At 41.2% G+C, this 26,216-nt stretch carries 24 protein-coding genes; 14 read left to right on the plus strand and 10 right to left on the minus strand.

All coding sequences use genetic code 11. The annotated features are described in order from the left end of the window. Positions 1-10: 10 nt before the first annotated feature. The 3 genes from ACM0OR_RS16440 (at position 11) to ACM0OR_RS16450 (ending at position 1,422) form a co-directional block, all read left to right on the plus strand. On the plus strand, positions 11-631 hold the full coding sequence (locus ACM0OR_RS16440) for a hypothetical protein (RefSeq protein WP_414577431.1): 621 nt from the start codon (positions 11-13) through the stop codon (positions 629-631). A gap of 132 nt (positions 632-763) precedes the next feature. After that, complete coding sequence (clpS, locus tag ACM0OR_RS16445) at positions 764-1,090, plus strand: ATP-dependent Clp protease adapter ClpS (protein WP_414577433.1); 327 nt, start codon at positions 764-766, stop codon at positions 1,088-1,090. A gap of 8 nt (positions 1,091-1,098) precedes the next feature. After that, positions 1,099-1,422 (plus strand): DUF2103 domain-containing protein, encoded by a 324-nt coding sequence (locus tag ACM0OR_RS16450; protein ID WP_414577435.1) that lies wholly within the window; start codon positions 1,099-1,101, stop codon positions 1,420-1,422. Positions 1,423-1,444: 22 nt separating this feature from the next. Here the strand turns inward: ACM0OR_RS16450 and ACM0OR_RS16455 are convergent, their stop codons facing one another. Further along, positions 1,445-1,768: a hypothetical protein gene (locus tag ACM0OR_RS16455; protein ID WP_190705837.1), complete on the minus strand. Its 324-nt coding sequence runs from the start codon at positions 1,766-1,768 to the stop codon at positions 1,445-1,447. Positions 1,769-1,959: 191 nt separating this feature from the next. Between ACM0OR_RS16455 and ACM0OR_RS16460 the strand changes: the two genes are divergently transcribed. From ACM0OR_RS16460 to ACM0OR_RS16470, 3 genes are all read left to right on the plus strand, one after another. Continuing rightward, on the plus strand, positions 1,960-2,115 hold the full coding sequence (locus tag ACM0OR_RS16460) for a hypothetical protein (protein WP_414577437.1): 156 nt from the start codon (positions 1,960-1,962) through the stop codon (positions 2,113-2,115). Between the two features lie 82 nt (positions 2,116-2,197). Then, positions 2,198-2,632 (plus strand): hypothetical protein, encoded by a 435-nt coding sequence (locus ACM0OR_RS16465; protein ID WP_414577439.1) that lies wholly within the window; start codon positions 2,198-2,200, stop codon positions 2,630-2,632. A gap of 69 nt (positions 2,633-2,701) precedes the next feature. Then, positions 2,702-4,762, plus strand: a complete 2,061-nt coding sequence (locus tag ACM0OR_RS16470; protein ID WP_414577441.1) for a tetratricopeptide repeat protein — start codon at positions 2,702-2,704, stop codon at positions 4,760-4,762. 497 nt (positions 4,763-5,259) lie between these two features. Here the strand turns inward: ACM0OR_RS16470 and dapF are convergent, their stop codons facing one another. Beyond that, positions 5,260-6,099 carry a diaminopimelate epimerase gene (gene dapF / locus ACM0OR_RS16475; protein WP_414577443.1) on the minus strand — a complete coding sequence of 280 codons (840 nt, stop codon included), beginning with the start codon at positions 6,097-6,099 and terminating at the stop codon, positions 5,260-5,262. A 94-nt stretch (positions 6,100-6,193) separates the two neighbouring features. Between dapF and ACM0OR_RS16480 the strand changes: the two genes are divergently transcribed. Beyond that, entirely contained in the window at positions 6,194-6,415 is a 222-nt protein-coding gene (locus tag ACM0OR_RS16480; protein ID WP_414577444.1) for an Hfq-related RNA-binding protein, read from the plus strand. A gap of 73 nt (positions 6,416-6,488) precedes the next feature. Here the strand turns inward: ACM0OR_RS16480 and ACM0OR_RS16485 are convergent, their stop codons facing one another. Then, positions 6,489-8,753 carry a cation:proton antiporter gene (locus tag ACM0OR_RS16485; protein WP_323268373.1) on the minus strand — a complete coding sequence of 755 codons (2,265 nt, stop codon included), beginning with the start codon at positions 8,751-8,753 and terminating at the stop codon, positions 6,489-6,491. A 295-nt stretch (positions 8,754-9,048) separates the two neighbouring features. Between ACM0OR_RS16485 and ACM0OR_RS16490 the strand changes: the two genes are divergently transcribed. From ACM0OR_RS16490 to namA, 3 genes are all read left to right on the plus strand, one after another. After that, the gene (locus ACM0OR_RS16490) at positions 9,049-9,150 is read left to right on the plus strand and encodes a DUF2808 domain-containing protein (protein WP_414577484.1); all 102 of its coding nucleotides are present in this window, start codon (positions 9,049-9,051) and stop codon (positions 9,148-9,150) included. 425 nt (positions 9,151-9,575) lie between these two features. Further along, entirely contained in the window at positions 9,576-9,773 is a 198-nt protein-coding gene (locus ACM0OR_RS16495) for a hypothetical protein (RefSeq protein ID WP_414577446.1), read from the plus strand. Positions 9,774-9,849: 76 nt separating this feature from the next. Next, positions 9,850-10,914 carry an NADPH dehydrogenase NamA gene (namA, locus tag ACM0OR_RS16500; RefSeq protein WP_414577447.1) on the plus strand — a complete coding sequence of 355 codons (1,065 nt, stop codon included), beginning with the start codon at positions 9,850-9,852 and terminating at the stop codon, positions 10,912-10,914. 60 nt (positions 10,915-10,974) lie between these two features. Here the strand turns inward: namA and ACM0OR_RS16505 are convergent, their stop codons facing one another. Next, a complete protein-coding gene (locus ACM0OR_RS16505; protein WP_323268370.1) occupies positions 10,975-11,904 on the minus strand; it encodes a calcium-binding protein in 930 nt (309 codons plus the stop codon). A 259-nt stretch (positions 11,905-12,163) separates the two neighbouring features. Further along, positions 12,164-14,266, minus strand: a complete 2,103-nt coding sequence (locus ACM0OR_RS16510) for a TonB-dependent receptor plug domain-containing protein (RefSeq protein ID WP_414577448.1) — start codon at positions 14,264-14,266, stop codon at positions 12,164-12,166. An 853-nt stretch (positions 14,267-15,119) separates the two neighbouring features. Between ACM0OR_RS16510 and psb35 the strand changes: the two genes are divergently transcribed. After that, complete coding sequence (gene psb35, locus ACM0OR_RS16515) at positions 15,120-15,347, plus strand: photosystem II assembly protein Psb35 (RefSeq protein WP_323268368.1); 228 nt, start codon at positions 15,120-15,122, stop codon at positions 15,345-15,347. A gap of 60 nt (positions 15,348-15,407) precedes the next feature. Here the strand turns inward: psb35 and ACM0OR_RS16520 are convergent, their stop codons facing one another. From ACM0OR_RS16520 to cax, 3 genes are all read right to left on the minus strand, one after another. Beyond that, on the minus strand, positions 15,408-15,830 hold the full coding sequence (locus ACM0OR_RS16520) for a TerB family tellurite resistance protein (RefSeq protein WP_190705791.1): 423 nt from the start codon (positions 15,828-15,830) through the stop codon (positions 15,408-15,410). A gap of 57 nt (positions 15,831-15,887) precedes the next feature. After that, the gene (locus ACM0OR_RS16525) at positions 15,888-17,237 is read right to left on the minus strand and encodes a 16S rRNA (cytosine(967)-C(5))-methyltransferase (protein ID WP_414577450.1); all 1,350 of its coding nucleotides are present in this window, start codon (positions 17,235-17,237) and stop codon (positions 15,888-15,890) included. A gap of 454 nt (positions 17,238-17,691) precedes the next feature. Next, positions 17,692-18,780: a calcium/proton exchanger gene (gene cax, locus ACM0OR_RS16530; protein WP_414577452.1), complete on the minus strand. Its 1,089-nt coding sequence runs from the start codon at positions 18,778-18,780 to the stop codon at positions 17,692-17,694. A gap of 716 nt (positions 18,781-19,496) precedes the next feature. Here cax and ACM0OR_RS16535 point away from each other — a divergent pair. Continuing rightward, positions 19,497-22,145 carry a DUF3536 domain-containing protein gene (locus tag ACM0OR_RS16535; RefSeq protein WP_414577454.1) on the plus strand — a complete coding sequence of 883 codons (2,649 nt, stop codon included), beginning with the start codon at positions 19,497-19,499 and terminating at the stop codon, positions 22,143-22,145. 53 nt (positions 22,146-22,198) lie between these two features. On the opposite strand, the gene ACM0OR_RS16540 is transcribed toward ACM0OR_RS16535, so the two are convergent. Continuing rightward, positions 22,199-22,822: a hypothetical protein gene (locus tag ACM0OR_RS16540; protein WP_414577456.1), complete on the minus strand. Its 624-nt coding sequence runs from the start codon at positions 22,820-22,822 to the stop codon at positions 22,199-22,201. Then, on the minus strand, positions 22,819-23,079 hold the full coding sequence (locus ACM0OR_RS16545; RefSeq protein ID WP_414577458.1) for a DUF433 domain-containing protein: 261 nt from the start codon (positions 23,077-23,079) through the stop codon (positions 22,819-22,821). Before ACM0OR_RS16545 ends, ACM0OR_RS16540 begins: the two co-directional genes overlap by 4 nt. Positions 23,080-23,279: 200 nt before the next feature. On the opposite strand from ACM0OR_RS16545, the gene ACM0OR_RS16550 reads away from it, so the two are divergent. Continuing rightward, a complete protein-coding gene (locus ACM0OR_RS16550) occupies positions 23,280-24,230 on the plus strand; it encodes an ABC transporter ATP-binding protein (RefSeq protein WP_414577460.1) in 951 nt (316 codons plus the stop codon). Between the two features lie 29 nt (positions 24,231-24,259). Further along, on the plus strand, positions 24,260-26,158 hold the full coding sequence (locus tag ACM0OR_RS16555; RefSeq protein ID WP_414577486.1) for an ABC transporter permease subunit: 1,899 nt from the start codon (positions 24,260-24,262) through the stop codon (positions 26,156-26,158). The last annotated feature ends 58 nt before the right edge of the window (positions 26,159-26,216 follow it).

Raw genomic sequence — 26,216 nt, forward strand, 5'->3', positions numbered from 1 at the left:
AGGAAAAACTATGAGCAAATATAGAATCTTAAACCCAGACCAGAGCTATACTTTCAGCCAATATTTTCAACTACCAAACCCAACATTAGAGATTTTGGCTGAATTTGAATACAGCTATGAGCGGACAAATTTAGATTTACCGAGGTATGCTGAGGAAATAAAATATTTAGACTTTTTGCAAGGATACTTGCAACGTAATATTAGACTTTTTAATCCTGTTACTGAAATATCAATCAGAGAATTTTTAATTGCTCCTATTCTGGCTGAAGTGTGCGACCAAACAAACGCTGAGTTATATAGTGAATATCCTATTAATGTAGGTGAAAAACTTAAAGGCACATTAGATTATTACTTGCGTAAATTTAACTCCTTATTGGTACTTGAGGCCAAGCAATCAGATATCAGAAGGGGGTTTACGCAATTAGCAGTCGAATTAATAGCCCTAGAAAAGTCTGTTGACAATGAGTCAACTATCTTATATAGAGCAGTTACTAATGGAGATGATTGGAAATTTGGTACTCTCAACCGGGAAAATCAACTGATTTCAGAAGATATTAAACTGTATCGTGTTCCTGAAGGCTTAGAAGAATTAGTCCGAGTGCTTGTAGGTATCCTTTCCTATCATGGTTAAAGACAAGACAAAAGTTGGGTTTCCTTAATCCCCCGTCCCCAATCCCCAGTCCCCAGTCCCTAGTCCCCTAACATGGATTAAACTAGTTAGTTGTAATGTAGTTTCGTAAAATTTCGTTGGTTAACTGCTCTTATGGTCACAACACTTTCAGCAGTGGTCTTTGCTATGGGTACAGCACCAACTGTCACTCCAGAAAAAACGAGTCAAACCGTCCGTAAGACTTATCCGAATTATAAGGTGATAGTTTTAAATGATGACTTCAATACTTTTCAACACGTCGCTGAATGTTTGATAAAGTATATTCCAGGGATGACTAGTGATTTGGCTTGGGATTTGACTAATCAGATACATCATGAAGGGCAAGCAATTGTCTGGGTAGGCCCTCAAGAACCAGCAGAATTGTATCATCAACAGCTGCGTCGGGCTGGGTTAACAATGGCCCCATTAGAGGCGGCTTAATAAATATCATGGGCAAATCCAGCGCAGACACTCCAAAAGCCAATACTCACAAAGATGGTAGATTAGTCTGGAATCATTCCACTCACCTCCCTGGTTTAATCCCAATTTTAGAGCGGCTCTGTCAACAGAATGGGATTCAAACCATTACACCAGGGGTAATTGGTAGAGTCAAAGGTCACGCACCTAAGATGCAATTGCGTGTGTCTGTACCCATTCTTGGTGGTTACAAAGTCATTGCTAGACAGGGTAAGACAGTCCAAGAGGTGTTTATCCTGACAGTTCATGCTCAGGATAAACTTGAAGAAATGATTGCGATCGCCATGAAACAATGAAAAAATAAATGTTGGCTATTGCCTATTCTTCAACTCGGTGTACTGCAAATTTATGTAGCGGTAAACTCAAAATACACGAAAAGGTTAAAAAATATGACAATGCTGTCGTTATTTTTAACGTCATGAGTACAGGCTCATAATTGTGGAAGACCATCTTTTCTAGCCCAAACGCTACACAATAAACGAGCCAATAAGTAAAGCTCATTCTGAACAAAATTATCTCTGTTTCTTGCTGCTCATCATTTTTCGTATCTTGGCAATTCCACAGTAATCCTAAGCCAATAATACAAGCCACAAATGATACGGCAACTACAAACTCATGACACAATAAATTGCTTGCGTGCATTTGTATTTATTCCTATCTTTTGCCATTGAAATTCAGTCTAAAGGAATATTCCTCACAAGCATCAAAAACAGTAACAAACTGCAATATAACAATGCAATTTCTGTTAACAAATGCAACGATAAATATATTAATTTTACTAAATGGGGAATTGGGCAATTAAATGACTGGAGTTTGGATTGGGATTTAATTTCATGACCATAGCGATCGCATTTGTTACCAGTCAAGTTGTATTTGTCACCAACGCATATAGCGGTTCTCGCTTTAGTGAGGTACAAGAACCTAGAAAAAAATCTGACTTGTGTATACACCGTAGGCTTCTTGAACGGGATATTTTTGTTTGTGGCTGATGATGATTTGTGCTTTTTTCTCTGTTGAGAAACTGTTATGCTGAGAAAAAACAGTATAATCTCGTAATATTATTGTTAACTTATGGAAGCAGTAACATTAACAGCCGTAGGAACTGCGATCGCTACTATAGTTTTAACTAAGGCTTTAGAAAAAACAGGCGAAAAGCTGGGGGAAGCAGCATTAGAAAAAAGTAACGAGTTAATCGCAAAGCTACGCCAGAAAAATAAGCTGCCCTCGTCCTTAGCGAATACGCCAGAGGGAAAGGCAGAGGAAGCGTTAGATTATGGTCAAGCTGTGTTGGAATTGAAAGCCACAGCTGATACAGATACCGAAATTGCTCAATCGGTGCGGGAAGTAGAAGCAGCCGTAAACGTTGATCCGCAAGCAGCAAAGGTGCAGGCTTTAGCAAATGCCCTCAACGCGCACCCAGCAGGCGTGATCAATAATGCAAAGTTAGCTGAATATATTAAAAACGTCTTTCAGGGAAATACTTTTATTGGTACTCAGAACTTTTGACTGTATTCGCCCGAACAGGAACGGGTAAAGTCAAATCCTGAAATACCGCAAAATTTACCTCTGAGTGGAGTGGTGAAATTTGTCGGACGTGATGAAGAACTGGAAGAACTCGACAAACTATTGCAAGAAAATAACCAAGTAGCCATTGCGGCTATTTTGGGAATGGGTGGGCTGGGTAAAACAGAACTCGCCTTGCAATATGCCATGACTCAGCGCGAAAACTACAAAGGTGGACTGTGCTGGTTACAGGCGAAAGTTGAAGATTTTGGCGTTCAAGTGGTGCGGTTTGCCAGAACTCAGCTTGATTTAAACCCACCAGAAGAAGTTGATTTACCTGCACAAGTACAATACTGCTGGCGGAATTGGCGTGAGGGTAATGTGCTGCTGGTGGTGGATGATGTTACAGATTACCAGCAAATCAGACCTTACCTACAGGGCGTATCCTCCAGATTTAAAGTGTTGATGACTACGCGCCAAAAGTTGGGTGCAGCCATCAAGCAATTATCTTTAGATGTATTACAACCAGATGCAGCGTTGGAGTTGTTACGGTCTTTGCTGGCAGAAACACCAGGGCGAATTGAGAGAGAATTAGAGGTAGCAAAAGAGTTGTGCGAATGGCTGGGGTATTTGCCTTTGGGTTTGGAATTGGTGGGGCGATATCTGGCGCGAAAACCAGATTTATCCTTATCAGCAATCATGCAGCGTTTAGAGAAAAAGCGATTAGAACAAGCTGCACTTGTGAACCCAGAAGCCGATATGACAGCACAATTGGGAGTGCAAGCCGCCTTTGAGTTAAGTTGGCAGGAATTAGCAGAGGATGATAGGTTATTAGGCTGTGTACTCAGTTTATTTGCAACCGCACCTATACCTTGGAACTTAGTAGAAAATTGCTTACCAGGCAAAGATGAAGATGAGTTAGAGGAAATTCGGGATGATAAGTTATTGAATCTGCATTTACTCCAGCGCAGGGGAGAGGGAATTTATCAACTACATCCCCTACTGCGGGAATTTTTCCAATCTAAGTTTACAGGTTTAGAGCAAGCAGAGGAATTTAAGCGATCGTTTTGTCAGGTAATGGTAGCAGTTGCTAAAGAAATTCCTGAGACTCCTACCCTTGAGGAAATTAACGCTGTTTCCCTTGCCATACCACACATAGCTGAAGTAGCAAACCATCTCATTCAATACGTCAGTGATGAAGATTTAATTTGGCCTTTTGTCGGCTTGAGTTTTTTCTATAAAGGACAAGGATTATATACCCAAGCTGAACCTTGGTGTCAACAGTGTTTATCAACAGTACAAAACCGCTTAGGAGACAATCATCCCGATGTCGCCACCAGCCTCAACAACTTGGCATTACTCTACAAATCCCAAGGAAAGTACGACCAAGCCGAACTCCTGTATCTCCAAGCTTTAGAACTCTGTCAACGCCTGCTGGGAGACAATCATCCCGATGTCGCCACCAGCCTCAACAACTTGGCATTACTCTACAAATCCCAAGGACTCTACCAGCGAGCCGAACCTTTGTATCTCCAAGCCTTAGAACTAAGACAACGCCTGCTGGGAGACAATCATCCCGATGTCGCCCAAAGCCTCAACAACTTGGCATTACTCTACTATTCCCAAGGACGCTACGACCAAGCCGAACCTTTGTTTCTCCAAGCCTTAGAACTATACAAACGCCTGCTGGGAGACAATCATCCCGATGTCGCCTCCAGCCTCAACAACTTGGCTGGATTCTACAAATCTCAAGAACGCTACAACCAAGCCGAACCTTTGTTTCTCCAAGCCTTAGAAATATACAAACGCCTGCTGGGAGACAATCATCCCTCAGTCGCCTCCAGCCTCAACAACTTGGCTGGATTCTACAAATCTCAAGAACGCTACAACCAAGCCGAACCTTTGTTTCTCCAAGCCTTAGAAATATACAAACGCCTGCTGGGAGACAATCATCCCTCAGTCGCCTCCAGCCTCAACAATTTGGCATTTCTCTACTATTCCCAAGGACTTTACCAGCGAGCCGAATTTCTGTTACTCCAAGCTTTGAATATTTGGGAGCAAAGTTTAGGAGGGAATCATCCTAATACTGTGACTGTGCGTGAGAATTTAGCAATTTTACGCGATTATCTCTAATGAGAACACGAAAATTTACCTTCCCAACCTCATCACTCTAGCTTTTATCTCCAAGTTTCGTGCTTTGAACTCAAAGTTTCATGTTCTGAACCCGGACTTTCGTGTTCCAAACGAGAATGTTTCTGTTTCCAACTAAAGTATTCTTGTTTCCAGTGAGAACGTTTTTGTTCTAAACAAGAATGTTTCTGTTTCAAACGAGAACTTTCCTGTTTCCAGTGAGAATGTTCTTACTGCAAAGGAGAATCTTCTAGTTCTGAGGTTGAATGATGGTGTTTTGAATATAGAACTTCTCGTTTGTATGCAATACACTCTAACCTCTCTCCTACAAGGCTACGGTGTACACACAAGTCTGATCACCTTGTCCCACATCGTTTTGATCCCCCCTAACCCCCCTTAAAAAGGGGGGAACAAGAATCAAAGTCCCCCTTTTTAAGGGGGATTTAGGGGGATCAAACCACATTAACGTGAAAAGTCAGGTCTGAGTCCCCCAATCAGAGTTAAGCTTTACCAGTGAAAACCCTCTCAGCCGGGCCTGTCATGTAAATCCGTTGGTCTAGTTCTGACCATTCAATTTGCAGAGAACCACCAGGTAATTCTACAATAGCGACGCGATCGCACTTTTCGGTCAAGACACCAGCCACCAGGGAAGCACAAGCCCCAGTCCCACAAGCCAGGGTAATTCCTGCACCCCTTTCCCAGACACGCATTTTTAAGTAATCACGACTGACAACTTCGATAAATTCAGTATTGGTGCGTTGGGGAAAAGCGGGGTGATGTTCAAATTTAGGGCCGATGGTTTCCAAAGCAATCGCCGTCACATCTTCTACAAAGGTAATACAGTGAGGATTACCCATACTCACACAGGTGACATCCCAAGTTTTCCCTTCTACTTCTAGGGGTTGGTTAATGACTTTAGCATCAGCCGCACCCAAGGTAGTAGGTATTTCACTAGCAAGTAATCGCGGTACACCCATATCTACCCTGACTTCACCATCGGGCATGAGTTGGGGTGTAATCACACCAGCTAAGGTTTGAATGCGATAGGTATCTTGATTGCGGGATATGCCTTCTAAGTCTGCCAGAAACCCTGCTAAACAGCGAATCCCGTTACCACACATTTCTGGTTCTGAGCCATCGGAGTTAAAAATCCGCATAGTGTAATCAGTGCCGTTTTTGCCAGGTAAGGCAAAAATCACACCATCAGCACCGATACCAAAATGGCGATCGCATAATTTAATAGCTTGCTCAGGAGTCAGCACCGGCGAGCTTGACGCGCGATTATCAATCAGAATAAAGTCGTTGCCTAAACCGTGATACTTAGTAAATTCGATTGCCATTTTCCTGATGATGAATTATCAATGATTAAGTATTGGGAAAACTCTTCCCCAGTCCCTAATCCCCAGTCCCTCAATTATTCCATCATTACCAAAAATGACTATCACTGATTTTGACACTTCACTGCCTAGCATTCGCCAAGTCCAAACCCTGATTAAACAAACCGGAGTAGTAGAATTTAAGCTGGTTACAGGCGATTTACTCACGGGTAGAATCTTATGGCAAGACCCCAACTGTATTTGCATTATGGATGAAAATGGTCAGCAAATTACTATTTGGAAATTAGCGATCGCTTATTTGAAATCAGGTGACAGGTGATAGGAAACAGGGGATAGGTGACAGGGGACAGGTGACAGAGAAAGTTATTCAAAACCCCTACACCTCTACACCCCTAAACCCCTACACCTGTAGCGTAAATAAATAGTTGTTGGATTTGATTTAAACTATTCAAGCTACCGCACAGCAGCACTTGGTCGCTAGTTCGTAAATCCATGCTGCTATCAGGAGAACGGATAAATTTGCCATCCCGGCGTATGGCTTGGATTTGCACTCCAGATTCGGAATGTAAAGTTAACTCTGCGATGGTTTTACCTAAAATTGGGGCATGATCATCGACTTGAATCCATTGACAGGCACTGTTTTCTCCAGGAACAGCTACCTTACCTTGCGCTAATTCAGATAAAGCTGCTAGTTCTTCTGATGCTCCCACAACTAACAGGCGATCGCCTGTCTCTAATTTGGTTTGTTGATTGGGATAGTCAATTTCTTCACCGTTAGCGCGACGAATTGCCACTAAACTTACACCCGTTAAGTAGCGCACATCTGCTTCTTCCAAACTCATACCTATTAGGGGTGAGTCTGATGGGAGAGCATACCAACGCCGATTTAAATCTTGAGTTATTTGTTTTAAATGGCGGGAAACTTCATCAGCAGTGCGTTCTGGGCGAAAATCTAAATAATGATCGCTGCGGATTTGCTGCATTTCTTGCTGTAATACACCTGGGGTTAAGCCTAAACCTGTTAATAGATAAGTTGCCATTTCGATACTAGCTTCAAATTCTGGCTGAACTACTTCCCTCGCCCCCAATTGATACAGCAACTCAATATTTTTATCTTGGGTAGCCCGGACAACTAAATCTAATTCGGGACACAATTCTAAAGCCCGTTTGAGGGACAGACGGATACTCATGGGGTCAGGAAGTGCGATCGCCATTCCTTTGGCATGATTTACCCCAGCCGTTTCTAAAACGTGTAAACTCACACAATTACCGTAGACGTAAGGTATTTTCGCCTCCCGTAACTGCTGAATTCTGCTTTCAGATTGGTCAATGACTACTACAGGTAGGTGATGTTGCTGTAATAGCTTGACTAAATTCCTTCCCACTCGCCCATAGCCACACACTACTATATGGTCTTTAAAAGGTAGTTCTTCTGAGACATCTTTGGCTTGACTTTCATCTAAATAAGGTTTTAGCCAAGGCATTGATTCCATTAAGTTAAATAAGAATGGCACTAACCGCAGCACAAAGGGAGTGAGCATCAGTGTAACAGCGGTAGTTCCTAAAATGAGTGAATATATCGGCCGAGACACCAACCCCAATGCTTGTCCTTCACTGGCTAACACAAAGGAAAATTCTCCAATTTGCGCCAGTCCCAACCCCACAATTAAGGCTGTTTTTAACGGGTAGCGGAACAGTTTAACTAAGGGGGTGATAATCAAGAACTTCCCGACAAACACTAAGGCTACTAACCCTAAAATTAATTCTAAGTTGTTCCACAAAAACACCGGATCGATTAACATCCCAATTGCGGCGAAGAACAAACTCGCAAAAATATCTCGCAGTGGTTCTACATAGGTTAGGGTTTGGTCGGCGTACTCCACTTCAGAAATCATTAACCCAGCGACAAACGCCCCCATCTCAATGGAGAGTCCTAAATATTCTGTCAGCAGGGCAATTCCCAAACACAACGCCACTACCCCTAATAAAAATAGTTCTCGGCTTTCGGTACGGGCTAACAGTCTCAGCAACGGTGGAATGAGCCAAATTCCCGCCACCACCGCCCCAGCAGCAAATAAACCAATCCGCACCAAAGCTGTGATGACAGCGATACCAAGGACTTCCCCCGGTTCATTCAGTGCAGGTAACACCGCCAGCATCAACCCTAGGGCTAAGTCTTGGACTACCAAAATCCCTAGCATCACCTGACCGTGGGGTGTTTCGGTTTCGTTGCGCTCCATTAAGCATTTAAGCACAACAGCCGTAGAAGAGAGGGAGAGAATTGAACCTAGGAATACACCCTTAGCGGGTAAAGTTCCCCATGCTCCCGTCACTCCACACACCAACACCGTAACCAGAATTGTCAAGGCGATTTGTAGTCCACCACCACCGAGGGCGATCGCTTTCACTTTTTTGAGTTCCGCAAAGGAAAACTCTACACCCAAGGCAAATAATAGGAAGGCGACCCCAAACTGCGCCAGCGTTTCCACTTGCACAACTTCTTTAATCAGCCCTAACCCAGCCGGCCCCACAACCATCCCGCCGATGAGATACCCCAGCAGCACAGGTTGTCTTAGCATAGATGCTAATAATCCGCCACAGGCCGCAACGGCCAAAACAGATACTAAATCAACAATTAATCTAAAATCTTCTTGCACCAGTTTCTCTAAGAACTATTAAGACCTATTAACTTTAGAATACAAATTTTTATCTATCTGAGGGGAGGGTAACTTAAATTCAAAATCCCAACTTGTAAGAGAGTCAATAAGTAGGGTGCGTTGCTACGCTTTGACGCACCGTTGATCTAGTTTGCTGTGTGTACAACGTAATTGATAAGTTTTGCTTAATATTTTGTTCAGACAACATAAGTATTTACTACAAATGCAACTTGATTGGTCACGAATGCGATCGCTAATCATAAACAACTAAAAATGACATTAATTTAAGTGGAATATTCGCAATTATGACTATCATGAGGTATATTTATTTGATGTAACAGCTTTTCCTTCTGGAGAGCAAACTGCCGATGAATTCATCGGTATTGGTCGTTGCTAATTTTATGCAAACACGACCACGCAATTTTTATATCATCAGGCGCATTTTACTGTATTCGACACACCATTTGCTATTTTGATCATCAAGGACAAGAGTATAATTCTTGTCCTTTATTTTTTGGTTAAAGTTTTGGTTCTTACGCCTACGCTATCACTCAAGCGAAGTTACGGTTTTCTCAACTAAACTGTATTGCTTTATGAATAAATATTGAAAATTGTGATTCTTCTTAATGCTATCAAACCTAGAATAAGGTTGTAATATAAAGAATAAAGCATCAAAAATTTTTTTTACATTTAGATTGTCATGCTGTTTAAATAACATTATTTAACTCATATATATATTAATTGAATATTAAAAAAATGTTGTAATTTCTAGCAAAATTTTCAGGAAAAATTAAGCATTCTTTAGTAAGGGAGATTGTATGTATGTTTTTTGGACAAATTGAAAGAGAGATGTTATCAGCAGAAATATATTCAATTGGTCAAAATACTCAATTGCCAGAGAATTTACACTTACTAATCAACCGAGAACAAGGAAACCATGATATTTGGGAATCTCACAACAAGACTACCGTGATTCCAGTACAAGAAATAGGGAAACAGGGGACAAAAACTAATCACTAATTAAATCTGATCGCCTGTGGTGTAACACCAATTCCATTCCTAATTTTTCACCGAACCAGAGAAGGAATTAGTATCAATGGCACACCTATTTGAACCACTCAAGCTTCGTGAAGTCACCTTCCGCAACCGCATCGCCATGTCGCCCATGTGTCAATATTCCAGCACCAATGGATTTGCTAACGACTGGCATTTGGTTCATTTAGCATCTCGTGCTGTGGGTGGTGCAGGTTTAATCATTACAGAAGCGGCGGCTGTAGAACCTCGCGGCCGGATTAGTCCCCAAGACTTAGGAATTTGGTCAGATGATCACATAGAATATTTAGCTAAGATTGCGGGATTGATCCATAACTTTGGGGCTGTAGCTGGTATTCAACTAGCCCACGCAGGGAGGAAAGCCAGCACAGCTAAACCCAGTCGCGGGGGAAAAGTGTTAGATGAATCCCAAGAAGGTTGGCGGCCATTAGTTTCGAGTAGTGCGATCGCATTTAGTAAAGATAGTCCAGTCCCCGAAGCCCTCAGTCTAGAAGGAATCCAGCAAGTTACTCAGGCCTTTGTCCAAGCTACCCAACGTTCTCTACAAGCTGGTTTCAAAGTCATAGAAATCCATGCAGCCCACGGCTACTTATTACATCAGTTTCTTTCACCTTTAGTCAACCAACGCCAAGATGATTACGGTGGTAGCTTTGAAAACCGTACCCGCCTACTGCGAGAAGTCGTTACAGCCGTCCGAGAAATATGGCCGCAAACATACCCTCTGTTTGTCCGTATTTCGGCGACAGATTGGGTAGATAAAGGTTGGGACATTGAACAAAGTATTACCTTAAGTAAAGAACTTAAATCTCTTGGTGTAGACCTCATCGATTGTTCTTCAGGGGCAATCATACCCGGTATCAATATTCCCGTAAAACCCGGATATCAAACCCAGTTTGCCCAACGCATCCGTCAAGAAACTAATATCGCCACAGGTGCAGTTGGTTTAATCACTTCCCCCGAACAAGCAGATCAAATTATTCGCGATGGCGTAGCCGACATGGTACTTTTAGGGCGGGAATTACTCCGCAATCCCTACTGGCCTCACTTAGCTGCTAAAGAACTAGGACACGAGAAACATTGGCCAGTCCAATATGATCGAGCCTGGTGATAGTTTTCTACCTACTTGTAGAGACACAATTCATCATATTTCCCAAAGAATTACTACAAATTAAAAAATACTGTCGAAAGCCAAAGAAAAATTAGTCGTATCAGATAAAACAGCTATCAAATCACCTTGATAATAAATAGCCGTATCTAAAGCTGAACTGCCATGATAATTTCTAGTGCGGTCTAAAGTATAGTTACCAATACTTCCACCAAAACGGATTTTATCACCGTCCGACCAACTAAAATCGGTAATTATTGCATATCCTGCATTACCATCAGCGTAGTAAGCAATTTCAACTACACCAAAAGAAGAATTATTATAACCGAGAGCAAAGGTATCAGCACCCGCACCACCAGTTAGGGTATCTCGTTCACCATAGCTATAACCTAGATCATTATCTAGATAACCTTTCAGAAAATCGTTACCAGTCCCACCATCAAGTAAATCATTACCACTTTCGCCAAAAAGGAAATCGTGATCATTTCCACCATAGAGAGAATCATCACCATCCCCACCAAAGAGGTAATCATTTCCATCCCCACCAAAAAGGAAGTCTTTCCCACCCCGACCATCAAGAACATCACTTCCTCCCCAACCGGCTAGGGAGTTGTCGCTGTTATTTCCGTCAATTCTATTATCTAGCTCGTTTCCCCAACCAATACGGACAGATCCTTGTAGAGTTAAATTTTCTACATTTGCAGGTAAAGTGGTGAGATTTACTGAGGTGTAAATCCTATCAGTTCCTTCTCCGCTATATTCTACGACCGTATCATAAATAGAATTCACATAGTATTTATCATCACCAGTTCCGCCAACCATTCTGTCTCTACCGATTCCACCATTCAGAATGTCATCACCACTTCCGCCGTATAAATTGTCATCACCATCGTAACCATAAATTATGTCATTATCCCCATAGCCAAATATAGAATCAGCAGCATAAGTACCGTAGAGATTGTTTTTTCCAGAATTACCATAAATAAATGCCATATTGATTTCTCCACGTTGTCAAAAATTTTTCTGTCAACAGGCTCAGATGAACCTCTAACTAGAGTATATATTTGACTTGAGAGAATTATGCAGCTACTCAGCCCGGATTGACGACAGGAAACCCAACACAGAGATATAGGTTAAGCTTTTGTGCTGCGCTTAACCCAACCTACACTGTTTATCTACTGCTTGTGAGAAATGCGCGTCATCTGTGCATAGATGGAAGCCTACGCCAAGGAGTCATCCCCCTGTCTTGGTATTAAATACTTGAATTTAAACCAACCCGGAAAGTAAACCCAGGACTATAAATTCTGTTCACTCGTTCGTATTGTTCGCCAAGTAAATTTTCTAAATAAAACGTCAGCCCCAAACCTTTACTTAAAGGGATGCGTCCACTCAAATCAAAATTTACATAAGATGGTGCAAAGTCTGTATTTTTATCATTAGGATTATTAAACAAAGCCCTTCTAGCACCACTATTATATGTAGCGTATAGATTGGCTTGCCATCCATTTTGTTGATAGCCAATACCAGCTTGCAAATTAGAATAGGGAATCAAACCCAATTGCAAACCTCGTTCTGTTCCTGTTTTAATTTGAGCATCGGTGTAAGTGTAGTTAACAAACGTTGACCAATTCCTAGTAAATCGCCAACGCAATGCAGCTTCTAATCCATTAGTATCAACTAGCCCAATGTTTTGCCATTGCCCTTGAATAATTCCCAGACGATTATCTAAACTACTACCAAAGTAGGTAAATTGTCCTGTCAAATCTTGAGTAAAATTAACATCCAGCCCCGCAGTCCATGATGATCCTGTTTCTGGTTTTAAATCTGGATTAGACAACCAACCATGCACCGTATCATAAAGATATAACTGGTCTAATCCTGGGTTACGTTGTCCACTAGTCCAGCTTCCCCGCACAGCAATATTGGGGGACATCGCATAACGCAAACCCACACTGGGATTGAGATAATTGCCAAATTGAGAATCAAAGCTTTGTCTTAAACCTAAATCTACCTGAAAAGTGTCGCTCAAATCCCAAGTATTAACCGCAAACAATGCTGTATTCAATACACTGCGATTTTCTTCTTCATTCAAAGCGATTCGATTGGGGCTGGTACTGTTAGTAATCCCATCTAAATTGGTATTTTTTAAATCTAAACCCCAACGTAGACGATTATTGTTGGTGAGTCGCCATTCATGGTCTACTCTGGCTGTTAAGTTTTGTGTGTCTAATGTACCAGTGCGGTAAAATGTGTTGCCTTGAAAAACCGTAGGGCCGTAAGTATTAAAGTAGTCTTGGTTATAACCTAGTGTAGTGGTAAGGTTAGAGTCTTTCGCAAGTTGCGATCGCCAAGATAAACCAATATTTAATCCATCGTGGTCTAACCTGTCTCTTTGCAAAGGGAAGCCGAAATAAATCAACCCCCGACGACTACTGAGTTTTTTCACATCAAAACTCAAGGTATTTTTGGGGTTCAAATCAACCGCTAAGTTACCAAAATAGGTGCTAGTGGCTGTATCTGCATTGAATAAATTACCGCTAGCATCGCGGTTAGCTGCACCTTGAGGTACTTTATAACGATTATCAATAAAAAATCGTTCAAAGCTCAAATTATATCTAAAGTTTTTACCGCCACTACTAAAACTAGTTTGCTGATTATTTAAATTTAACGAACCAAATTCTACTGTGGCGTTAAACTTGGGAGTGCTGCTCCCTTGTTTAGTAATAATATTAATTACTCCGCCAAAAGCCGAAGAACCATACAAAGCTGTGGATGCACCGCTAGATACTTCTATTCTCTCAATCGCTTCTACAGGAATACTATTTAAATCCGTAGCACCATGATAGGTATTCACATCATTATTAATCGGTCTACCATTAATTAAAAAGACAGACTGGTTAATTGAATGTCCGCGATAATATGTACCTGTGTGAATGTCTGCACCGTGTCCAACATCATTGATAGCAAACCCCGGCATTCTTTTTAAAACATCAGCAACGCTTGTTGCTCCTTGTTTTTGAATTTCCTCTTTTTCAATAATGTAAGTTGGTGTAGATTGAGGCAGTGAATTTTGTTCGCCTATGGCTTCTAAACTGATATCTGCATCATCTTCTAATGGGACTTCAGTTTGTGCTAATTTCTCAGATTGAACTACTTGTAACTTCGATGGCTGCATCAATAATATTGCATCAGTAGAGTGTTGGGTTACTTCACTCACTTGCAAAATATCTGAATTAAAATTTTGATATTTTTGATTAATATCTGATTCTTCAACCGCAATCTCTGATGCTAATGATGGTGAACCAACGAATGCACCCAATAAACTTAATGGCAGCACCCATAACTCTTGCTTCATTGAGTTCTCCAAAATTAAAATGATTATTGTATTTATTAACTAAACAAAACATTATCGATAAATACGAATATCTGTCAAGCACTTTTATCGAGTTATTTTAGTTTGACACCCTGTCTTATTTACTAGGTTCACTTATTTTTCAAGTTTGACAGCGTGTCATATATAAAAATCTTGACAATTTATGATAAGTTGTTGTTTTTGGTATGATGCAAGTTGTCTTTTAATGTGAGTTCGATGAAATTCTCCACAATCCCTTTCGCACGCGGAAAGGGGCTTAAATTTATTTCCTTTTCAGCGAACAATAAATATTTTGAAGACTCTTTGCTTACAGGAGGAGAGCTTTGAAGAGGTGTTTTTTAATCCTTTAAACAGACGTTATTTTAAGTTTGTAAACAGTATTTTTTTATGACTAAAAAATAGAATTTTTATCACTAATTTTGCAGAAAAAGAAAAAATAATTTGCTGTAATAAGTGCTTTTTAAGAAAATCTGCAAGTGCAAAAAAAATATATTTAGTTAAAAAATACACAAGCAGGGGTGCAAAACCTTGCGTCCCTACAGATGATTAACGTGTTACAAATATTTTGAGAACTGGTATTAGATACATAGGACTTACGCACAATTTACGGAATAACGTTCGCGTAGCGCATACCACAGAGACGCAGAGAACACAGAGAAATAAGGGTTTGAGAGACTTTTTGCGTAAGTCCTGATATAATCACGACTGATCTCATACCTGGGAAATATCTGATCTCTCTCATGTAATATCAGATATTTCCCACTGATAGTAGATGTAAATGATACTCTGTTTCTATACTGTATTAAGAAGTGTTGCGTAACTTAGGAGCATATATATGCCATTATTGATGCAAACAGTAGATTCAGTCGCCACAAGTGGCTCTCATTTCCCTCTAGCTTTTACATTGGTCTATGTAGTGGGCTTTATTGCTGCTGTCTCCATTGGTTCTATTGCTTGGTACAATTCTAAACGTCCTGCTGGTTGGGAAAGCAAGGAGCGTCCTGATTTTGTGCCTAAAATTGAAAAAGAAGAAACTCCGGGTCTGGGTGAACCGAAGTCATAATTAGTCAATAGTCATTAGTCATTAGTCAATCAAGTCTAAGCTAAAGACTTTTGACTATAGTTAGTTCTGAACTTCAACCCAACGACGGTAAAGCTTTTGAATTTTTTTGAGCAGTGCAGTATGCGCTGACTGATTGGATTCATTCATTTGGGTTAACTCTTGCAATTTTGTCAAGAGTCTTGCTTCTTCGATCGCTACCTCACCATCACTGTAAATTAAACCACTGATGGCCTCAATCAGATTTTCGCAGTCTTCACTGCTGGGGCGATCGCCTAAGTATTCTTTTACCCATGCGTAACATTCATTGGGTTGTACCGGAACTAATTCATACAGCCACGGTTTAATCTCTGGATCTGTAGCCAAACCTTTGGCCTGAGCTATTTCACGTAGATATTGCCGTTCTTCTGGTTGAATTCTGCCGTCGATCCATGCAGCTCCAATCAGAATTTTAACTAAATTTTTGACATTGGCATCTGTTATCATTGCTGCCTCCTCTGGGAGATTCAGGCTTTCATCAAATCGTACAATCCTTGATCGTATTCACCCCGAATCATTGGTTTTTCTTAAGCGCACCATGAAAAACCCATCCATGTCCTGACGATGAGGCCAAAGTTTTAACCAACCTTGGGGTGTGCCATAGATAGAATAAGGTGAATCAACGCTCAAGGGTTCAATTTGCCAATCGGAATGCTCTCTTAAAAATTCTGTGATCACACCTTCATTTTCGGCTGAGTGTAGGGTACAAGTAGCGTAAACTAGCACCCCACCGGGTTTGACAAATTTTGATGTTTGTGATGTTAGTTCCTTTTGCAGTGTCGAAAGTTCTACCACAGAGGCGGGTGTTTGTCGCCAACGCGCATCAGCATGACGGTGGAGAGTACCTAAACCAGAACAAGGCGCATCTAATAAAACCCGGTCGGCGGTATGATCGAACTGTGGTGAATTTCGGCTGTCGCCAGTGTAAATTTCAATTGAGTGTAAACCCAGGCGTTGGGCATTGTCTTTAAGTTTACGCAACCGGGAGGCAGTGCGATCGCCAGCCAAGATTTTTCCTTTATCCTGCATTAACTCAGCCATGTGGGTTGTCTTCCCCCCTGGTGCAGCACAAGCATCAATAATTACTTCCCCAATTTGGGGGTCAAGTATATGACTCACCAACTGTGCGCTAGCATCCTGGACAACCCACCAACCTTCATTAAATCCAGGGAGATTTTGAATCGCCCCACTATTCCCAATTAATCGTAAAGCTTGGGGTAAATGAGGTATTCGTCTAGCTAAAATCCCCGCCGATGTTAACGCTGTTTCTACTTCCTCAATCGAAGTCCGCAGAGGATTAATTCTTAAGTCAATGGTAGGTGTTTGGTTCATCCACTCACAGAGTTTTTCCGTCTCCTCTACACCCAATTGTTCTAACCAAACTTGGATGATCCAATCAGGAAAACTGTGTAAAATTCCTAACCGTTCTACTGGATTTTCTGGTAACTCTAAAGGGTCTGGTAATTTTTCTGCTAAACGAACGTACTGACGTAACAAACCATTGACAAAACCTGTAAGTCCAGCCAAGCCATTATCCTTAGCCAGTTGGACTGTAGTATTGACAGCCGCAGACACAGGGATACGTTCTTGATAACGCAGTTGATAAAAGCCTAAATGTAAAATACTGCGGAGTTCGCTTGGCTGTTGATGAGATTTCTTTTTGGCGAGTTGGTCAATCAGAGAGTCAAGAGTACGTTGTCTTCTAACGCTGCCATATACTAATTCTGTCACCAAACGGCGGTCAATATCAGACAGGTTAACTTTTCGTAGCACCCTATCTAATGCAACATCAGCGTAAGCCCCTTTATGAACATCTCGTAGGGTTAAAAAAGCTATTTGACGGGGATTTGTCACGTCGCTGCACTCCGAATTCAAAATTAACAATCCCTATATAGCGTTTCCTAATTATATGAGGTAAATCATAGTCCTCTCCTCGCGGCGGTTTCCGCCGAACAGAACTTCGGAGGAGGGGTTGGGGGCGGGGTTCTATCTCACTCAACCAAGAAACGCTATAAATTTTGGAGCTTGTTAATCATAGGACTTACGCAAAATATCACAAAATTAGTAATGGTAATACCTTTCGGTAAGTCTACGGCTATATGAATTACCACTAAGCAAAAATTAGGTTTTCGTTCACATATGCCTTAAATACTGAATTATTCTTTTTCCAATATCAGAAGATACAACCAGTTAAGTATCTTCTTACTTACTGCTTATTGGCGAATAGGGGGTCAGACCCCCTATTCGCCAGATGTATCCTTCAAGAAGTCGGGGATTTGAATGTAGAAATATTCAACTGTGAGAACTACTAGCCAATACCGCTAATAGGTGGGTGAAAGTAAAAAGCGAATCCCAATACAGTGTAAGCCGCTAATAACAAAGTCCCTTCCAACCAATTAGACTTACCATCAGAACTAATACTATTAGCAATTAACACCGATACAACCACAGCCACTAATTCAAAGGGTTGAAAATCTAAATCCATTGGCTGACCGAGTATCCACCCTGCAATTACTAATACAGGGGCGACAAATAGGGCAATTTGCATACTAGAACCCACAGCCACCGATACAGAAAGATCCATTTTATTTTTCATGGCTACAGTGACGGCTGTGGCGTGTTCCGCCGCATTACCCACAATGGGAACTAATATCACCCCTGTAAACAGTGCTGTTAACCCTAGTTGAGAAGTCGCCACCTCCAAGGTATCAACCAATAACTCTGACTCTAACGCTACCAACAGGGTACAGACTAACAACACCCCACTCCATAACCAAATATTGGGTTTGGTATGAGTTTCCTCAATTTCAGTTTCTACCACACCGACATCATATAAATAGGCGTGGGTTTTCATGGAAAATAGTAGGGTGAGGGCGTAAACCACAATCAACACCACAGCCACAGCCAGAGAGAGATTTTGCAGGACTTGTTCGCCAATGCCTTTAGAAGTGTAGTTCATTGCTGTGGGTAGCAACATGGCAATTACGGCCAAATTCATTGAAGAAGCATTTACCCGCGCCACAATTGGTTGGAATGTCTGTTCTTTATGTCGTAGTCCACCCAAAAGCATCGAGAAACCCATCACCAGCAGTAAGTTACTGATAATTGAGCCGGTAATACTGGCTTTGACAACATTAACTAGTCCAGCATTCAAAGCTACTAAAGCAATAATCAGTTCGGTAGCATTGCCAAAAGTGGCGTTTAACAGCCCCCCCAAGCTTGGCCCTACCACCACCGCAATTTCTTCTGTAGCTGTACCCATCCAAGCTGCCAGGGGCAGAATTGCTAAACCTGCGGTGATGAAAACTAGCAAATCTCCCCATTCGAGAAAATGCGCCGCCAAGGAAATGGGACTAAAAAGTAAGAGAACAAGAAAAAGAATGTTTTTAGCTGACATTTGTGACTCTTAGTTGAGTGATTAATCACCAATATCTTTTACAAATCAAAATATACAAGGATTTGATCAGGGACTTCCAATTAACAGTTATCAGTAAAAAGTTATGAGTCGAAATCATTGGTTTTAAGTCCCCCAGCATCCACCGTTAGGACTATTCACTGATTAAAGCCTCAAATCATGGTGGGTTAGGCTGTCGCTAACCCACCTACATTTATTGAGTAATTTATGTTTTGTTAATCCCTAACTAGACTCCAGGATACCCAAAAGTATCGATAAAACCTAATCAAGAATGTAACGGTTAGTAAAGTATGTAAAATATAGTCACAACTTCTTATAACTTCGCAATCTTCTGTAGCAAAACTCTAAATTAGAAAATAATATTTCTACACCAAAAATAGTTTTTAATGTATTAAAAGATAATTAAATTTTTCATTATTTATTTCTGCCAACCAAAAAAAATCAAATAATAAGCATCGTTCAAACAACCAGTAACTAGTCCATGACGGGGTATCATAACTAATAGTTTCGTCAAATCTGGAAAACAGTCTGGCGATAACGCAGATTTACTATCATAATAAGATCACATTCGTCGTAATTTAGCTGTATTCCGTACTCATAGTTTTCATATATACCGGATTTTGCTTTCAAACTTGTGTAGAAAGGTTTGGATCAAATGTTTCCGGCATAAGTGTAAGTTTTTTTTTGGATAAATATACATGACTTCTGCTGCTGAACGGCCAGCTATCTCTGGCTCAACATTAACATCAAATTTCTCTACCCAAGATACTCACCACAGCGATCCCCTGAGCAAAGCTACAGGTGTGTATGTGACGGTGCATGGTCATTTTTACCAGCCGCCACGGGAAAATCCTTATTTAGATGCCATTGAACGTCAACCTAGTGCCTCACCTTTCCATGATTGGAATGAGCGCATTCATTGGGAATGCTACCGTCCTAATGCTTTTGCCAGAGTGTTAAATGACCGAGGCGAAGTCACGGGGATCGTCAATAATTACGAATATATGAGCTTTAATATTGGCCCGACTCTGATGTCGTGGCTAGAACGTCATGATGTGGAGGTTTATCAACGGATTTTAGAGGCGGACGCAAAAAGTTGTCAGCGATTGCATGGTCACGGGAACGCGATCGCACAAGTATATAATCACATCATCATGCCCTTGGCGAATGAACAGGATAAATACACCCAAATTCGCTGGGGGAAAGCAGACTTCCGTTCTCGCTTTGGTCGTGATCCCGAAGGGATGTGGTTAGCGGAAACCGCCGTAGACTACGCAACCTTAGAAGCTTTGGTGACTGAAGGTATTCGCTTTATTGTCCTCGCACCATCCCAAGCTCTGCGTTGTCGTCCCTTCCAGTCAGAAAATGATCCCCAACCAGAATGGCACGAAGTTGGCGGTAATCAGATTGATCCCACCCGTCCCTATCGTTGTTATTTGCGCGGGGATCGGGGAATGGGAAATCTCAATGACCAATTGCCAATTCCCACTTCCCAATGCCCATATATTGATATTTTCTTCTACGACGGCCCCATTTCACGAGATATGGGTTTTAGTGATGTCGTCTATAATTCTCACCACTTTGCTGGGCGCATTGGTTCAGCTGTGCGTGGGGATCACCGTCAGTCACAATTGATTTCTGTGGCTACAGATGGGGAAACCTTCGGACACCATAAAAAGGGAACAGAAAAAACGATCGCCTACGCTTTTATCGAAGAGTTTCCCCAAAATGGTTGGACGGTGACAAACTTCGCGCATTACCTCAGCTTAAATTCACCCAGATGGGAAGTTGAGTTAAAATCTGTGACTGCATGGAGTTGCGCCCACGGTGTAGACAGATGGCAAGATGACTGTGGTTGTGGTGGTGAAGGCGGTATCTGGCATCAAAAATGGCGGCGACCGTTGCGGAATGCTTTAAATTGGCTGCGGGATCAGTTAGTTCCAGTTTATGAAGAATCTGGGAAACAATTATTCCGTGATCCCTGGCTAGCAAGAGATGAATATATTAATGTCATCCGCGATCGCTCTGCTGCCAATGTTAGCCGTTTTCTGGCTCGTCATCAAACCCACAAACTCACCGCCGCCGAACAGGTAGACGCTTTGCGCTTATTAGAAATGCAGCGTCATAGTTTATTTATGTTCACCAGTTGCGGCTGGTTTTTTGAAGAACTTTCCCGCCCAGAAGGAACTCAAATTCTCCGTTACGCCGCCCGTGCATTGGAACTGGCGGGAGATGTGGCTGGTGTGCAACTAGAAAAAGGCTTCCTCAAACGCCTCGGTTTAGCCCCCAGTAATGTTGAGACTTTTAAACATGGTGCAGAAATATATCGCCAACTAGTACAAACTGCCCAGATTAGTTTTAAACAAGTAGCTGCCCATTACGCCATTACATCTATATTCAATGGTCAGGGATCATCTCCCGGTAATCACCACCAGCACGTTTATTGCTATACCGTTAATGAAATAGACTACCAATTGCAACGCATGGGATCGTTGACTTTAGCAGTTGGTCATTTAAAGCTCGTCTCTGATATTACCTGGGAAAGCGAAAACTTAGTCTTCGCCGTGCTGCATTTAGGCGGTTGGGATTTCCATTGCTGCATTCAAATATTTACCGGACGACGGGACTACAGCCAGTTGAAAGAAAAGCTGTTCAGCGCACTGCAACAAGCTAGCGCAGCCCAAACTATCCTGGTAATGACACAGGTGTTTAGTGGTCAAGCATACAACTTGCAAAATCTGTTTGCAGAAGAACGCCACCGTATCATGCGGTTACTTTCTCAAGAAACCCTGACACGTTTAGACCAACTTTACACCCAAGCCTACCGCGATAATTATGGCGTACTAGTAGCTTTTCACCGCGATGAACTGGATGTACCGCAAGAGTTGCAAGTGGCAGCCGAGATTGCTTTAGGATATCGCTCTATGACTACATTACGATCGCTAGAGCAAGATATCACCGAACCTACGTTGGTTTGGAATCACGTAGTAGAATTAGAGGCGATCGCCACTGAAGCGAAACATCTGCGTTGTCACTTAAATATTCCTGAAGGCAAGCAGATGCTAGAACAGTTGATTTCGCGGTTACTCTGGAGATTGCTGCACGATAGCAATGGTAGTTTTGCTACTGATATCCAATGCCTAGAACGGTTGATTGATGTGGCATATCAGTTAAATATTGGCATTTCATTACACCAATCCCAAGAACTATACTTTAGCTGTCTGCACAGTCAAGTCATACCCTTATGTCTAACTAGTCAAGAAGATCCTCATCAGTGTGAGAATTTACTCAAGTTGGGGCAGAAGTTGATGGTTGATGTTAGTTCTGTTATGAATCAATTGGCGTAATAACTTTAGTTTAGTAATTAGGCCGGGTGTGTACTAAGTTATACGTCCGGCTTTTATGCAACTTGATGATTGATTTGATTGACTTTCAACTGCATAGCATTGACAATGGTCTGGGCAATTATTACTAAGACAATTACCCCACCTAGCTCTAGGATATTTTTACAAGCGATCGCTATTAGGACAAGAAACTCTGGGATATTTCTGATTGACTCCGGCCTTCCCAGATAGTCATACTTGTATATCAATCGCCGCAGCAAATAGGACGCAATGAAAATGGCATATATTACAGGCACTAAGCGATAGAGGCGGAGTCCGTAGCGGTGTAAGCGACCTGTCTCGGCTCGAAAATAACGGGCGATCGTTATTAGCGTTTTCCAAATGAAAATGATGAAAATCAAGCTCCATAAGGCATTCCAGCTATTAATAGGATAATCGTCATAGCAGTGGTGTAGGTCTTCGTGCAGAAGATAGATCCAAACTAATGACAGCAGTAATATTGCTAGATTGATGAATATAGAAGGTAGAGAAAATAAATACAGTAAAGTAGTGATCGTTGAGTGAGACGCTGATATGGAGTTATAAATCAGTTTGAAGAATGTAGAAAATACTGTCAATATTAGAGAAATACGCAGCAACCATAACATTACCCTAGCCACTCGTGCTGATTTTAATTTCACGCACTAGCTTCCTTTTTGTTGTTCAAAGGAAGTTCCACAAAAACATCTTGCGCCATCTCTGCGCCGTAGGCTATACAAGCTAGTACATCTTCTCTTTCTATACTTAGATAAGCTTCCAGCACTTCTTCAATTTTTGCGCCACCAGCTAAATAATCCAAAATTAAATAAACCCAAATACGGTGTCCACGAATGCCAGGTTTACCGAAACAAATATTCGGTTCGATAGAAATACGAGAAAGCAAATCATTGTTACTCATACACATTTACCTCTAATAGCCTCTAGTTCTAACATATCCATCCTTTATCATTATTTGGCTTTCCTATCTCTCTATCTAGCAATGAATTTAATTTTGTGCGATTACGTAGAGAACCTGGTTACAATTTCCGTAACGGAACTGACGAAAGCTGTAGAAAGAGGTTAGGTTAGTGTTTAAACAACAGCCGTACCCCAGCCGCTATGGTAAAAGAATTAGCAATCCGCACCTGTGGATTAACTAAGCAATTTGAACGGCACGTAGCCGTTAACGATGTTGACTTAGAAATCCAAATGGGGGAAGTATATGGACTCATAGGCCCCAATGGCGCAGGTAAAACAACTCTCATTCGGATGTTGGCAGCAGCTGAAGAACCAACTACGGGTGAGATTTATATTAACGGCGATCGCCTGCGTCGTGACAAGAGTAACCCCACCCTCAAACGTCGTCTTGGCTACCTCCCCGATGATTATCCACTGTATGAAGATTTAAATGTCTGGGATTACTTAGATTATTTTGCCCGTTTATATCGTCTGCGAGAACCACGCCGCACCCAACGCTTACACGAAGTTTTAGAACTCATCCAACTGGGTAATAAACGCCACAGTCTCATTTCTACCCTGTCACGGGGGATGAAGCAGCGTTTGAGTTTAGCACGCACTATCATCCATGAGCCGATTTTACTGCTTTTAGATGAGCCTGTTTCTGGACTTGACCCCATTGCCAGAATGCAGTTTCGGGAAATTATCAAGGCCTTGCAAGAAGCAGGGATGACAATTTTAATTTCTTCCCACGTCCTCAGCGACTTAGCAGAACTATGTAGTTCTGTAGGCATTATGGAGTTAGGTTTTTTAGTAGAAAGTGCTTCACTCCAACATCTTTATCAACGGCTGTCTCGTCAACAAATAATTTTATCAACATTAGGTGATTTAGAGGCACTTTTAAGTGAAGTTAAACATCATTCTTGTGTAGAAGAATGGGAAAAACTACCAGGGAAAAATAGCTTAAGAGTGAATTTTTCCGGGACACAGGAAGACTGCGCTGAATTATTGCGATCGCTAGTTAAATCTGGCTTTCCCATAACTGATTTTCACTGCATACAAGAAGACTTAGAAAGTATTTTCTTGAAACTGGGACACAAACAAGCATCTTAATTGAATTATTTAATGGGGAGATGTTGATGATAATGCAGAATTTTATCGATAAAATAGGTGACTGGAATCCTCAATTATTGAGAGAAATTAAAGGTCGCCTCAAGGTTTTTAATCTAGTCATTGCTGTTGGTTTATCACTTATTGGGCAACTGGGAGTTTTTCTATATCAATTTGGTTCTTATCCTGGCGAAAAATATGCCATGTCCGGGACATATTGTAATTTAAGTGCAGGGTATAAACAGCATATTAATTCACTATATCCACAAATGGATATAGTCCAGCAAAAAATCAATGCCTATACTGGTAATACTAACTTTGACCCGGCGAAACTTCAGGGATTAAAAACACAACTAGCTAACTTAAAAACTGAGCAGACTAATCTTAATAAGCTTCTCTATGAAAAATTCTGCCCCAGCGACCAAATAAATATGTCATTGTGGTGGCGAGACCACTGGGAATATATATTCTTAACTCTCAGTGTGATGTTTGTCTTTATCTTGTTAGTTGCAGGCACATATTTACTCATCAATAATTTAGCCCAAGAAGAGCGTCGTGGTACTCTCATTTTTTTGCGTCTCACTCCTCAATCAGAGGTGAGTATTTTAACAGGCAAAATGTTAGGAGTACCAATTGTTATTTATCTCATAGTTATAGCTGCCTTACCTTTACATTTGTTGGCTGGATTATCTGCCAAAATCGCCTTTAGTCACATTCTGAGTTTTGATATTATTCTTGTGGCTAGCTGCATTTTCTTCTACAGTTACGCACTGCTATTTGGCTTAATTAGTCGTTTTTTTAGTGGGTTTCAGCCTTGGTTAGCTAGTGGTGCAGTGTTACTATTTTTGTTCATTACCCTGAATTTATCATCACACAGCACCAATATTCACAATACAGCTACGTGGTTGAGACTGTTAAGCCCCTTTGATATGATGGGTTATCTATTTGGTAACTTATTCAGTCGCTATGATCAATCATCTCTTGATAAATTACAGTTTTTCTATTTACCACTAGGTAAAAGTTTTGTGGGTTTAGTAGGCTTACATTTATTTAACTATGGTGTTGGCATTTACTGGGCTTGGCAAGCACTACAGCGTCGTTTTCGCAATCCCAATGCAGCAGTTTTAAATAAATCTCAGAGCTATTGGTTTGTAGGTTGTTGTCAATTAGTTTTTTGGGGGTTTACGCTACAATATGTAAGTAATTACTGTGTTCCTTATGTGAAGAATTGCTACTACGATTTGAATCATCAAATAGGACAAAACTTTTTTATTATCGCGTTTTTTAACTTAGTTTTATTGTTTGGGATGATGGTAATTTTATCACCCCATCGTCAAGAAATACAAGATTGGTCAAGGTATAGTTATCACCAAGTTTCTAATCGCCGAGGGTTTTTGAATAGTTCATGGTTAAAGGATGTAATTTGGGGTGAAAAAAGTCCAGCTTTGGTAGCAACGGCTATTAACCTTTTCATTATTATTACTCCTTTAGTAGTTTGGATTATTCTTGCACCTGTGTTAAATTTTCATCATAATAATGCCATTGATTGGGTGAATGATATTGGCAGACTGAAAGCTATTCTATCCGTATCTTTATTTATTAGCATGATGATGATCTACACTACCTTAGCTCAACTTATGCTATTGATGAAAAATCCCAAGCGCGGTATTTGGGCAATGGGAACTGTAGGTGTAGTCATGTTTTTACCACCTACTATTTTAGGTCTTTTAGGCATCTCACCCGCTAAAAATTCTCTAATTTGGTTGCTGTCTAGTTTTCCCTGGGTGGGGGTACAAGAAGCTGCAACAATCACAGTTTTTATGGCACTTTTATCTGAGTTAACTGTTTTAACATTGTTGAACTTTAAACTCAACAAGCAGATAAAATTAGCAGGAGAATCTGCCACTCAAGCATTACTTGCCGGACGTTAACTGTATCGTTTGTAGTGTTCGCGTAGCGTCTGTCTACGACACGCTATGCGAACGTAGT

This window comes from Anabaena sp. CCY 9402-a, assembly GCF_963920945.1.
Classification (GTDB): Bacteria; Cyanobacteriota; Cyanobacteriia; order Cyanobacteriales; family Nostocaceae; genus Trichormus; species Trichormus minutissimus.